Here is a 13,082-nt window from a genome sequence, read left to right on the forward strand (position 1 = left end):
TCCTTAACCCAAAAAACGGAGATCACTTCTGATTATCAGAAATGATCTCCGTTTTTTTATAATAAATTGGGGGGTAAACGATGTTATTAGTTCGTCACTAATTTCCAAAGCGATAATGCCGACTCCGGATTCCAGTTGGTATCACCGAAACTTCTAAATGTCACTCGAGCTTCATAAACGTTACCCTTGTATTCAACTTTTGTTCCTACAATGTACAACCCGGTTGCATTCCAAGCTGCTACATCTGGTAATACGGGTTTCACAAGGGTTGTGACTGTATACAAAGAGCTCTTGTCTGAAATATTACCAGCAGCGTCTACAGCTCTCACATGATAATTGTACGTAGTGGAAGCTTGCACCGTTAAATCCGTAAAGGAAGTTCCCTTAGTTTGGGTCAATTCAACACCCTCTCGATACACAACATAATGATCAACACCTACATTATCTTGGGCGGCGTTCCACATCAGATTAACACTATTGTGCTTCACTGACATGGTATGCAGCCCCTCAACCATCGAAGGCTTTACAGTATCTGGTGTTTCCACTGGAGGTATAACCACTTCCGGGTTTGGTGTGCTAACAACAATAATATTACTTGAGCCTGACGTGTTTCCTGCACGATCCACTGCAACAATATAATATGTATAAATTTCACCTGCTTCTACAGTAATGTCTTTAAAGCTCGTTGTTGAGGATGTTCCGATTTGTTTCGCTATACCGACGCTATCCCCGCGATAAATCATGTAATGATCTACGCCTACGTTATCTGTTGCGGCATTCCACATAAGATCTACACTGCTCGATTCTACACTCATCGTGTGTAACCCCGTTACTGTTGACGGCTTCTCCGTGTCTGGTTGTACCCCAGGTCCTGATTCACCGTTCTTTAGATTCACATCAATGACTTGGTAGAAGGCATTCGCTGTATCATCAATATCCCACACCGCCAAAATAACATGGTATCCACTGCGGTCAGTTGGGACATTTACTTTGTGCGTCACAGAACGCTCAGGCTGTTTACCGCCATTTTCAAAAGTTCCAATAAGCTCTAAATCGGAACGTTTAATTGGCGTATTAGGATTCCAACCTTTTTTCGTAATATAGTAATGCCATTTTGTTGTTCTATGTTGTGCTGTATGATACCAAGTGATGTCATTGACTCCGCCAACCATATCGTGCTTAATCCAGCGATCACTTGATTGTTGATCCAGAATTCCTCCGAACATGCCACCCGCAGATGCAATCTTCCCGTCCGCAGGACCCGCCAATGGGAAACCCTTTGGTGCCTCTAGACTCTGAGGCTCATATTGAACAGAACCCACATTATTCGCTGCACCAAGCTTCGCACGACTTGCTGGTTCGGATACATAACCGTGTCCTAGCGCTTTATCGGTATCGATAAGTCCTACTCCGGTAATAACCCCCGCTGTAATAACAAATGGAGCAACCTTCTTTGCGATACTGCTGTTCTTCATGCTTACTTTCATCATTCATCATCTCGCTTTCTAGTTGTAATTTGGAGACTTTGAAAACGAATCCAGTGTTATTATAATTTTCTAAAAACATAATAACAATAACCTAAAGAACCAGAAGTCAATGGATAAAAGACCCATGACAATTGAACGGATTAGTAGTTCTCCCCGCTAATAATGCCCCATCGAAACGATTCATTCTACTCAAATAAAAAGCCAGCCACCGATAAATATATCGGTGGCTGGCTGCAAAAAAACAACTTGTTATGACTTCTGATTCATAAATGGGGTATAGTCCCATTTACATATTTAAATCCTGCTTGTTAGCTTCTCCGCTCTGTTTAACCGAAAATGGCCACCAATTTCCTCGGCCGAAGATCCGTACCATTACAGGGACAAAGAACGGCAGGAAGATTAGAGCATACAAGGCCAATCCTACGAGCACCACTGTAGCAATCTGCATCATCGACAATACCCCAGAAGGATACATCGAAGCGAAGGTACCACCCAGAATAACTACAGCTGAAAGGATAACTGTACCCATATTGCGCATAGCGTGTAGAATCGCTTCTTTTACGTCCCATGTTTTATTTTCGTTAAACCGGGCCATTAAGAAAATGCTATAATCCACACCTAGTGCAATCAGCATAACAAAACTAAAGAATGGCGTCGTCCAGGTAATCCCTTCATAGTGCAGAAGATTAACGAAAATAGCCTCTGTAACGCCCAACGCTGAAAAGTAAGTGATCAAAAGTGAAATGATAAGGTAAATCGGCATTACGATTGAGCGAAGCAGCAACACTAATATGATGAAAATACCGCTCAGCATCAAGATTACTGTACGCGTATAGTCTTCATTGGAAATATTCCGCAAATCGCTTTGACTACTTGTAACCCCGCTAATAGCTGTTTCAGCATTTTCAAGCTTCGTACCTTTAACTGCACGATCTACTGCTGCTTGAATATCACCCACACTATCTATAGCCTCTGAGCTGTAAGGATTCTCGGTGAATACCACGTCCAATGTCATCACCTTACGGTCATCAGATAAGTACGTGTCAAATACCTGCTTTATACCTTCAGCTTTAAGTGCCTCAGCCGGTACGAAGAATCCGCTCAGCTCTTCATCCTTAGCCGCTTGAATCTGATTCAAGTATTCTTGTGCCGAGCCCAGACCGCTTGTAATTTGCTTCAATCCATCAGCACTATCGCTTAGTCCAGTGGTTAAGGCTCCAATCTGACCTGTCAATTCACCAAAACCATCTGCAAGCTGCTTCTGTCCGCCTTGCAATTGATCAAGACCACTTGTGATAGATGGAATCTTTTCTACGATCTGTCCTTGACCTGCTGCCGCCTGATCGAGTCCAGATTGCAGTTGACCGATTCCAGCTACAAGCTTAGCTAAACCTTGCGCGAGCGCGGTTTGCCCAGCCGCAGCTTTGGCATAACCGGCATTCGCTTCATTTAAGCCAGTAGCTGCACCTTTAAGCTGTTCTGAAACCTGACCAAGACCGGCTGCTAGCTGCGCTGCACCCGTACCACTTTGTGCTACTGTACCTTTGATCGTCAAATAATTTACATCCTGAACAATTTCCGGATAACTGCTCTCTAGGCCAGCGAAGGAACCGTCCAGTCCTTTTAATGCCTCTGCAACACCTTGTAGCTGCTTCGGAAGCTGCCCGAGTCCTTCATCCAGCTGGGTTAAGCCTCCACCGATTTTTTTATAGCCCTCAAGTAACTTCGCATTAGCATCTGCTAACTGTTTAGCACTTGTTGCTGCCTGCTGAAGACCGGATTTGATCTCTCCTGCACCCGCTGAGCCACTCTTAATCCCGCTCTCAATCTGGGTGAGCCCGGCGCCTAAAGCAACAATTCCGTCTTTGAGATCCGCTGTGCCCTCTGTCAGCTTAGCACTCCCTGCAACAGCTTCTGTAAGTTTAGGAGCATTATCGCTAAGCTGTTTACTAGCTTCAGACAAGCCGGTCTGAATCTTGGTCAGACCTTCGTTACTCTGGTCCAGTCCATCAGAAAGTGTACCGACCTGATTCGGAATCAAGAAATCACTAATCAGCTCACCTGTTGGACGTGACATGCTCCGAACAGATTTTACACTATCCACTTTTTCCAGCTCGCGGCTAATTTTCTCCGCAAGTCCCAGATATTCTGAATTGTCCATACGATCATCATTCTTGATAACGACCTTGCCAGGCATCGATTCACCTGGTCCGAAGCTCTCCGAAATAATATTAAAACCTTTTACCGAAGCATATTCCGAGCCAATTTCCTCCAAGCTGTTAAAGGACAGCTTACCGCTATAGGTAACTAGAAATGGGGATACGATTACTGCAACGATTAGAAGTGCGGCCCACGGTCTTTTTAAAGAAAAAGAACCTGCCCATCCCCAAATACGGCTCTCACTATGCTCCAGCTTGCCACGGGAGGGCCAGAATAGCTTTTTGCCTAGAACAGCCATAAAGAATGGAACAATCGTCACAAGTGCCAATAGCATAACTGCAATACCAACTGCAACAGCTACTGCTGAACGATAAAGGATAAATTTCGATAACCCAATCGCTACAAAACCTACAAATACCGCTAAGCCCGAATAGAACACCGTTCCTCCAGCTTTTCGATAAGTTGCAATGATTGCACTTTTAGTATCTTCTGCGGTCATCAATTCTTCTTTAAAGCGACTGATCAGCAGAATACAATAATCCGTACCGATCCCGAACATGACCGCAACCATAAAGATTTGAGTAAACGTTGATAAAGGAAAATCATAACGATCCACCAAAAAAGCCACGACAGATTGGGATACAATATAGCTGATACCCACGGTCAGCAGCGGTACAAAAGGCGCTACGAACGAACGAAACACAACGAATAGAATAAGTAGGATAAAGACAACTGTAATATACTCCGACTTCTTTAGCCCTGCTTCTGAGCTTGCAATCATATCCTCTGTAATCAGACCTTCACTGGTCAAATAATGATCTGCTTTAACACCTGAGAGCATCTCATCCACTTTATCTGGCAGCGCAGTAACAGCCTCTCCTTCACCTTTTACGGACAACGCCACCATAATAGTCTTGCCATCTTTGGCAATCAGTGTATCTTTAAGCTCACTTTGTGAAAAAGGATCGGTGATGGAATCTAACTGCAGAGCTTCCTTATTCGCAGCCAGCTTCTCAACGCCTTGTTGAATACTTGCTGTTTCTTCCGCTCCGATTCCCTTCGGGTTATTGAACACAAGGGCTACTTGATGGAGTGATTCGCCTCCCTTGTCACTTGACGCTTCCTTCATGATTTCTGCTGCTCTAGATGAAGGGTATCCCTCTGGAACCGTAACCTGCCCCTTCTCACGGACAAGATCAGAGAAAGACGGGGCCGTCATCACTAGCACCACCGCTACAGCGAGCCAGATTGCGATAACCGCCCATCTTGCTTTTAGAATCGTCTTCATTGGCTCTTCCCTCCATTATCATTCTGAATTAGACTTGCCAGTTTCTCAAACATCATGATGAACGTCTCAATATCCTTCTTTTCAAAATGAAACAAATACGGGGCCACTACTTCATGTACTTGCGACTCAGCTGCTTCAAATACTCTTTTACCATGCTCTGACATCGATAAATACACCTGACGACGATCATTCTCGTCACGAGTGCGCTCAATAATGCCCGCTTGCACCAGTCTGTTGATTATTGCTGTAATGGAGCTTTTACCCACGCAAAAAGTTTCTGCTAGATATGTAGAGGTACATTGTTCCTGAGCATTAATCAGACGCAGAATTTGATACTGATCATTCGTTGTATCTGCAGCAATGCTATCTTTAATTCTTGCGGCTACTTGTCTAGTCACCATCATATAAGCATCCATATAACGGTTAATCCAATGCTGAACTTCATCTTCCAAAGCTTCCTACCTCCAAATATAGTTCAACTGTAGAACAGTTTCATTGTCAAACTATAATCCCATTTATTTCAAAAGTCAACTTTACAATTCTAAGGAACAATTTAAGGTGACTCAACAAAAAAACAGGCCGAGATTTCATCTCGACCTGCCATTGTATGTCTTCTAAAAATTGTTTATTCCTCATCCTCGATCTCTTCTACTTCATAAACACATCTCAGCGTTTCAATGCCTGCTGCATTTTCGCCGAGGCTGTACACCATGAACCCAAGACTACGGTAGAAATCTGCAGCAATCTCATCCTCTGTTTCAGCTACCAGATAACGCGGCTGACGCGTAGTAAGCAGCTCCAGAATCATCCCTCGTGCATAACCTTTTCCTCTGTTCTCTGGCAATACAGCAATATGCCGAATATCCAAGGAACCATCTTCTGTTTCTTCAAAGCCTACAAGACCAAGCAGTAATTCTTCCTCTTCCCAGCCATATAACTTTAGCCCGGCTTGTTCGCTATACTCAGACGAAGTCTGCTGTAGAGCATTCGGATCATCTATGACCGCATAGGTCAGCAGCTCATTCACCTCAGATGTACCAATGAGGGGTTTAAGATCAATCAACATTCTTCACATTTCTCCTTCTTTGTTCCTTTTACAGCTAATCACTCGAAACAATCCGTAGCCTGTCCACACACCCAGCATGTTTAATAGTAAATCATCAATATCGAAGCTTCCCACATGCAGCAGCATTTGCAAGCACTCCAAAAGCAGAATACAAGGGACAGCATATAGCGAGATTCTAAGCCAAGAAACAGGACGTATCTTTACTAATGGCGAAAGAAAACCAAATGGAATAAAAACTACAACATTTCCTAGCAGATTTACTAGCCGATTGATAAGTGATAAACCGTTATCCAAGTTGAAATAAAGTGACACCGTGCGAAATGGAACCAGATTATACTGAAGAGGACCTCCGGTATGTACCTCACGTCCAAATCCGATAAACATCCAATAGATAACAGTAGCACTATACAGAGTTAGCACTACCCGTGTCAATCCTTTTAGCGGCCATGAACGGTAAGTTTCTTTATGTCTGCGGTTAATCAATTCTTAGGTTGAGCTTCAATAATTTCGATAGTTCCATCAAGTTTACCTACGATCGCCATCGCTGCAATTCCAATAAATAGGCCGTGATCTACAACACCCGGGATGTTTTGGATAGTCAGTGCTAGCTTCGGTGCAGCTTCTATCGCTTCAAATCGGCAGTCCGCAATGTAATTGCCATTATCCGTCTTATACAACTCTTCTCCGCTGCGACGCAATTCAGGTTGGCAACCCAGTTTGGCAAGCTCTGCCACAGTCCATTCCCAGGCGAAAGGAACGATTTCCACCGGCAACGGAAATTTGCCTAGCGTGTTTACAACTTTACCTTCATCGGCAATCACAATCATTCGGGTACTATTACTAGCTACAATCTTCTCACGAAGCAAAGCGCCGCCGCCGCCTTTAATTAGTTGCAGACTGCTGTCTAGCTCGTCCGCTCCGTCAATGGTTAAGTCCAGACTATCAATATCACCAAAAGCTACCAGTGGAATTCCCAGCTCTCGTGCTTGCTCTTCGGAAGCGCGTGAAGTAGCTACTGCGGTAATTTTCAAGCCTTCACTGACGCGTTCACCGAGCTTGCGGATTGCCCAGTAGGCAGTTGATCCCGTACCCAGACCTACCTTCATTCCATCTTCTACATATCCCACTGCTTTTTCAGCTGCTAGTTGTTTAACGTTGATACTCATTTTAATACCCCCATGTTATCCATTATAAAGTTTTATAGTATTTTGCCGTAACAGAGACTATCCGGATCACCTATGTAGGGTCCAAATAAATCAATCGGTTGGTAGCCATGCTTGACGTAAAGCGCAATCGCTTCTGGCTGCTTAATTCCGGTCTCCAATCGGATCTCCTTAAACCCCGCCGCTAATGCTTGTTCTTCAAGGAATAACAGCATATTTGTAGCTATGCCCATTTTACGATAACTAGAATCTACATAAAAGCGCTTCAACTCCATCGTTGCGATCTCTATTCCGATATAATCCAGTGGACGAAGCCCACCACAGCCCACTGGTTTTCCGTTTAAGTAGGCTACTACGAAAGTCATTTCTTTTACTTTGGGATCCTCGAAATCAACAACATAGATCGTCTCATGCGGATAACGCATCTTCAGTTCCTCATCCAGAAACGTAATAAGTTCTCTTAAATCAGCGTTCTCTGGATCAACTACTTCAAAATTCACTTCTGTTACGGGCGACACTCTATTTCCCTCTTTTCTTGTATCCAAATTCGTATTATCCTTCTTGCAGCCAAAAAAATCAATATTCTTCATTCTGTCTTATGTATATTGTAATTTCACTACATCCTCTAAGTTTAGGATCATCTCTTTTTCAGCGTGGTTAGCAGCCCTATGTAAGTAAGCTTTATGCTCAATGAAAGCATCTGAGGGGGCTGCCAATTTAATGTGCTCCAGCACACTGCGTTCGACATCAGCGATAACTAGATTTCCTCTACCCGCACTTACTCTACAAAGATTAATGATTGCTAAAGGCTTATTCACAACTGCCTGCCCGCTGGACTCCACAAAAACTGTGTATTGAACTAAAGGAATTACGTCTGGGTCTTCCACACTAGCTGCGCAAGATTGGTCAAAGATAGAATACATTAGTGAAGGATTGCGTGATAAAGTCCCTAATTTTTTCTGATTAGATACCAATTTGCTGTTCTGGTAGGCCAAGAATCCGGCAACTGACAACACGAGCACAAGCAAAATAACTAATATCGAGTACATTTCATCACGTCCCACCCAATACTCCATAATAACAATACCGATTATATATTATCATGGATAACTGCATAGACCAATCCTATATTATCAACACTATAACAAGTGTAAGCGATATTCAATCTATAAAGTTATTTTGAAATATTCAAAATAACAGTTGAAACTTCGTTTGACATGTCTCATAATGAAAATATGAATATTGTTTGTCAATCCATATGGAAATCAAGGGAGGAAACTTAAAATGAAGTTTTTCTTGGACACCGGAAATATTGAAGAGATCAAACGTATTACTCGCCTCGGATTAGTGGATGGCGTAACGACTAACCCGTCGCTCATCGCTAAAGAAGGAAGATTGTTTAAAGATGTTATCAAAGAAATCGTAGCAATCGTTCCAGGTCCAGTAAGTGCAGAAGTAATCGGACTTACAGCAGAAGAAATGCTTAAAGAAGCATACGAAATTGCTGAGTGGGCTCCAAACGTTGTCATTAAACTCCCTATGACTGAAGATGGCTTGGAAGCTTGTTATGAGCTTACAAAAAAAGGTATCAAAACTAACGTAACGCTTGTCTTCTCAGCGGCTCAAGGCTTAATGGCTGCAAAAGCAGGCGCAACTTATATTTCTCCTTTCGTAGGACGTCTGGATGATATCGGTGTTGACGGAATGAAGCTGATCAAGGATCTGAAGACCATCCTAACTAACTACGGTATGACTTCCGAAATTATTGCAGCATCCATCCGTAACATTGCGCATGTTGAGCAAGCCGCTCTTGCTGGTGCTCACATTGCTACCATCCCAGGTTCGCTCCTGCCTACCCTCTGGAAGCATCCGCTGACAGATAACGGTATCGAACGCTTCCTGAAGGATTGGGAATCCGTACCACAAGCATAAGATTGTCTTTCATTCTTTTATCAAAGGGCTATCCCGCAAGCTACGGCAACGCAGCTTAAGGATAGCTCTTTTTTCCATCTAAAGTCCTTGCAGAAGTCTGACGAACACGCTTTGACAAGAGTCGCGCATCTACCTGCTCCGTTTCTTTCACGTCAGATTCTCCCTTGCTCCCCTTGCTTGGCGTTACTGCAAATAAGGTCAGCAATCCACCAATTGCGCCGACTGTAGCCATCAAAGCGAATAATACCCAATGACCACTGCTTAACAGCAGCGATACCACTGGCGGTCCTGCGGCTACCCCTATAAACCTCATACTGCTATAGAGAGCGGTTATCGTGCCGCTATTTTCTTTCTCAATTCCCTCCGTGATCAAAGCATCCATACAAGGAAGCACAATCCCGATTCCAACACAACCTAAGCCCATAAACCCGACTAAGAAATAAATACCTTTATTGAACCCCGCAAAGATCATTGCTGCAGTAAGTAACACCATTCCTCCAAAGCCCAGCCATTTCATTAGCGTTTTGTTCTGACCAATGATCTTTCCTGTTCCATATGAAGACAGACATAACAAGGCTAATGGTATTGCCAGCACAAACCCCTTATTTGCCCCATGCATATTAAATTTAGATTCCAGCATTTCCGATAAATAGAATTGAACGCCAAAGGTTACAAACATACAGATACCGCCTATGGCAAAAATAGCATACAACCATCGTCCCTTTTCACGCAAAATGCTCACAATTCCGGATAAAAATTCTCTTATACCCTGTTTCTCAGGTTGTTCCTTCGCTTCCGGCTTTCGAACCAGAAAAAGAACTAAAGCAAATGAAATTAAACATAGAACAGGAATAGCGATAAAAGGTGCAAACCAAAGCCATATTCCAAGATAAGCTCCAAGGATCGGACTGAGCACTTTACCAAAGGTATTAGAGGTTTCAATAATTCCCAGACTTTTGCTTACATCCTCTTCTTCCTTGAATAAATCACCAACGAAGGGCAGCACAATAGGAAAAGCACCAGCCGCACCTATCCCTTGTAATAAACGTCCGGCCAGAATGACCCAATAGGCGCTAACGCCCTTCATAACCCAAGCCGCCACCACGCACACAGCTCCACCAATAGCAGCAATGATCAGACTCGGAAGAATCACCTTTTTACGTCCATAAGCATCAGACAGGTACCCTGCAATTGGGATCATCACGATAGCCATCAATCCATAAACAGTAATCAGCATACTCACCTGAAAAGAGCTAATGCCTAGTTCTTTAGAAATCTGCGGCAAAATAGGGAGCAGCATGGAGTTACCGAGGGTCATAATTAGTGGAATGGATGCCAGTGCAAGCAGATCCCATTTTCTTTCCTTCATGAACTGACCACCTTTGTCATTGTTTGCGACGACTCTCTATATTGTGGTTTGTTCATCCCTCTTTATTCATACATATAAAAAGACCGTCCCCCCGCCAATGCGAAAGGACGATCTTATGATCAGAAGATGGGGCTTTACAGCGAATTTGTAATCATGGTCTTCGCTTTTACAGAAGGAAGAAACCGGTTTGGTTCTCCTAGGCTAAAAATATGCAGCAAGTGCATCGCTCGAGTGCAAGCTGTATAAAACAATTTACGCTCACTTTCTCTGCCATATCGTTCAGCTGAACCATCGTAGATGATGACAGCATCAAACTCCACGCCTTTAGCTAAGTAAGCAGGTAACACCAATGTTCCCTTCTGGAAATTCGGCGTTTCTTTCGTAACGAGCCTTACTGGCAGCCTACTATGTAGTTCATCATGAACTCTTGCGCTTTCTTCTGCTGTTTTACAAATGACAGCCACATAATGATACCCCTTGGATTGCAAATTCCGGATATCCATTTCAACTGCATTCAGAAGCTCATCCTCGCTAGACACCACACTTAGCTGAGGTTCTTCTCCTCGTCGATTAAACGGCACAATTCTTTCCCCTCCAGGAATCATTGAACGCGTAAATTCTACAATTTCAAAAGTGGAGCGATAGCTTCGGGTTAACGAGATCACTTCTGTATTCTCTTCCCCATAAATGCTTACCAAACTAGACAAATCACCGAGCACCTCACCTTGTGCATAGATCGCCTGATTCAAATCACCCAATACGGTCATTTTCGCCCTTGGAAACAAACGACGCATGAACTCTAATTGGAAAGGTGAGTAGTCTTGTACTTCATCCACAATCACATGACGAATCAGCGTATTGATACGGAAGCCTTGGCTTAACTCCTTCAAATAAAGGAATGGTGTAGCATCTTCGTAGGCAAGCTCGTTCACTGCGATAGATTTTAGTGTTTGTTCACAGATCTCATCCCAGATTTCCGGCAGAGAATTAACACCATTTAGGCGTTCCATAAGCTCACGATCAGTAAACAGCGTACTGTACAACCCCTTAACATCCACAAAACGACCTCGTTTAGTCCATCCGCGCAGTGGTTTTAAGCGTTGGCTGACTACATACCGGGATAACACTTCTTTTTCAGTATCAAAATCATCAAAACTATCCTGTGTAGCTTTCTTCTTACGTCGTAACATCTGATATGCACGATGGTAATCACTGGAGTCCAATAGCTCAATTTGATCTTCAACCCATGAAGCATTTCTTTCCTCATGGCTAAAATCAGCGATCTTCTTCAGTAACCAGCGTGTCATTAAGTCTACACGGTTCGCAAGCTTAATGGCGGGATCATAGGCATAGAAATGACGTTCCATTTCTTCTTTACTGACTACCGCTCTACCTTGAAACATTAAAGGCTTGAACAGCATGCCCTCATGTTCCAGCATCGTAGCATACCGACGAATCACATCGAGAAAAGGTACGGATGATTTATAAGCGATGCCTTCTCTGCGTATACCCACTTCAGGGCCATCAGGGGCATTCAATAGGTTTTCCGTCTGACTAAAGACATCTTCCAGCTGGAATTCATGTCCTAAACGATGCTCAAGATACATCTGAAAAGTGGTTTGTTGCATATTTTCTTCACCTAGCTCTGGGAGCACAGTTGAAACATAGCTATTAAACAGCGGGTTCGGCGAGAACAACAACATCTGGTCTGCTTGCAGAACTTCACGGTATTTATACAAAAGATAAGCTACCCGCTGCAATGCTGCAGAGGTTTTCCCGCTTCCTGCGGCACCCTGAACGACCAGCATTCGGCTTTTGTCATTGCGGATAATCGCATTTTGCTCTTTCTGGATGGTAGCTACAATACTCTTCATTCGATCATCGGCACTATGGCTAAGCACTTGCTGCAAAAGCTCGTCGCCGATCGTTACCCCAGTATCAAACATAACTTCAATAACACCATCAGAAATCACAAACTGACGTTTAAGATTCATTGTACCGGAAACAAGTCCACCAGGTGTCTCATAAGCTGTTGGGCCAGGAGCTCCGTCATAATATAAGCTCGATATAGGCGCCCGCCAGTCATAGATCAAGAAGGTGCCATCATCCTCCATCAAGGATCCAATCCCCAGATAAATCTTTTCCGTTTCTCCATTTGGTGCTTCTGTAAAGTCAATACGCCCAAAGTAAGGAGAGACGAGTAGCTTTTTATATTTTTTTAGAGCCTTGCTCGACTGTAAATGATGGCGTTCACGTTCATTCAAGATTTGGGATTGTTGGCGCAGACTTGTTGAAGTTTCCCCTAAATCATCTGGACTACTGAAGTTTACCGTCACCTCTTCCCAGAAGTCTTTCCGCATATCCACTACATCACTGCGATGGAGTCCGAGCTCCTCAGATAATCGCCGGATATGGGCAGACAAAAGCCTAGTCAATCCGTCAACCCGCTGCTGTTCCTCTTTCCATTCAATTTCATGATTCTCCACTACATTTCATCCCCTTTGGAAGGTTGATATTTCAAGTGAGGATACTCTTAATAGATGAATCCGGCCCCTCAGGGACCGGACTTGTTAACAAAATAAGAAGTATAAGTTTCACCCTGAACATAATCCTTAAG

Annotated in this window: 11 protein-coding genes; 1 reads left to right on the plus strand and 10 read right to left on the minus strand. The window is 43.5% G+C overall.

Annotation, left to right across the window (positions count from 1 at the left end; translation table 11 throughout):
* Positions 1-86 precede the first annotated feature (86 nt).
* The 8 genes from NSQ29_RS14725 to NSQ29_RS14760 all read right to left on the minus strand — a co-directional run bounded on the left by NSQ29_RS14725 (position 87) and on the right by NSQ29_RS14760 (position 8,213).
* A complete protein-coding gene (locus tag NSQ29_RS14725) occupies positions 87-1,475 on the minus strand; it encodes a lytic polysaccharide monooxygenase (RefSeq protein WP_341125439.1) in 1,389 nt (462 codons plus the stop codon).
* Positions 1,476-1,773: 298 nt separating this feature from the next.
* Entirely contained in the window at positions 1,774-4,935 is a 3,162-nt protein-coding gene (locus NSQ29_RS14730; protein ID WP_341125440.1) for an MMPL family transporter, read from the minus strand.
* On the minus strand, positions 4,932-5,387 hold the full coding sequence (locus NSQ29_RS14735; protein WP_076282879.1) for a MarR family winged helix-turn-helix transcriptional regulator: 456 nt from the start codon (positions 5,385-5,387) through the stop codon (positions 4,932-4,934). Before NSQ29_RS14735 ends, NSQ29_RS14730 begins: the two co-directional genes overlap by 4 nt.
* Before the next feature lie 173 nt (positions 5,388-5,560).
* Positions 5,561-6,001 (minus strand): GNAT family N-acetyltransferase, encoded by a 441-nt coding sequence (locus NSQ29_RS14740; RefSeq protein WP_341054190.1) that lies wholly within the window; start codon positions 5,999-6,001, stop codon positions 5,561-5,563.
* A 3-nt stretch (positions 6,002-6,004) separates the two neighbouring features.
* Complete coding sequence (locus tag NSQ29_RS14745) at positions 6,005-6,484, minus strand: VanZ family protein (RefSeq protein WP_339270705.1); 480 nt, start codon at positions 6,482-6,484, stop codon at positions 6,005-6,007.
* The gene (gene rpiA, locus NSQ29_RS14750) at positions 6,481-7,161 is read right to left on the minus strand and encodes a ribose-5-phosphate isomerase RpiA (RefSeq protein ID WP_341126771.1); all 681 of its coding nucleotides are present in this window, start codon (positions 7,159-7,161) and stop codon (positions 6,481-6,483) included. The genes NSQ29_RS14745 and rpiA overlap by 4 nt, the downstream gene beginning before the upstream one ends.
* Before the next feature lie 38 nt (positions 7,162-7,199).
* Positions 7,200-7,754 carry a GNAT family N-acetyltransferase gene (locus NSQ29_RS14755; RefSeq protein WP_081382861.1) on the minus strand — a complete coding sequence of 185 codons (555 nt, stop codon included), beginning with the start codon at positions 7,752-7,754 and terminating at the stop codon, positions 7,200-7,202.
* A 6-nt stretch (positions 7,755-7,760) separates the two neighbouring features.
* Positions 7,761-8,213: a hypothetical protein gene (locus tag NSQ29_RS14760; RefSeq protein ID WP_341125441.1), complete on the minus strand. Its 453-nt coding sequence runs from the start codon at positions 8,211-8,213 to the stop codon at positions 7,761-7,763.
* 235 nt (positions 8,214-8,448) lie between these two features.
* On the opposite strand from NSQ29_RS14760, the gene fsa reads away from it, so the two are divergent.
* The gene (gene fsa, locus NSQ29_RS14765) at positions 8,449-9,096 is read left to right on the plus strand and encodes a fructose-6-phosphate aldolase (protein ID WP_042126959.1); all 648 of its coding nucleotides are present in this window, start codon (positions 8,449-8,451) and stop codon (positions 9,094-9,096) included.
* Positions 9,097-9,151: 55 nt separating this feature from the next.
* On the opposite strand, the gene NSQ29_RS14770 is transcribed toward fsa, so the two are convergent.
* Positions 9,152-10,465 carry an MFS transporter gene (locus tag NSQ29_RS14770; RefSeq protein WP_341125442.1) on the minus strand — a complete coding sequence of 438 codons (1,314 nt, stop codon included), beginning with the start codon at positions 10,463-10,465 and terminating at the stop codon, positions 9,152-9,154.
* A gap of 134 nt (positions 10,466-10,599) precedes the next feature.
* Entirely contained in the window at positions 10,600-12,951 is a 2,352-nt protein-coding gene (helD, locus tag NSQ29_RS14775) for an RNA polymerase recycling motor HelD (protein ID WP_341125443.1), read from the minus strand.
* Between the last annotated feature and the right edge of the window lie 131 nt (positions 12,952-13,082).

It is taken from the genome of Paenibacillus sp. FSL F4-0236 (genome assembly GCF_038000135.1).
Classification (GTDB): Bacteria; Bacillota; Bacilli; order Paenibacillales; family Paenibacillaceae; genus Paenibacillus_AQ.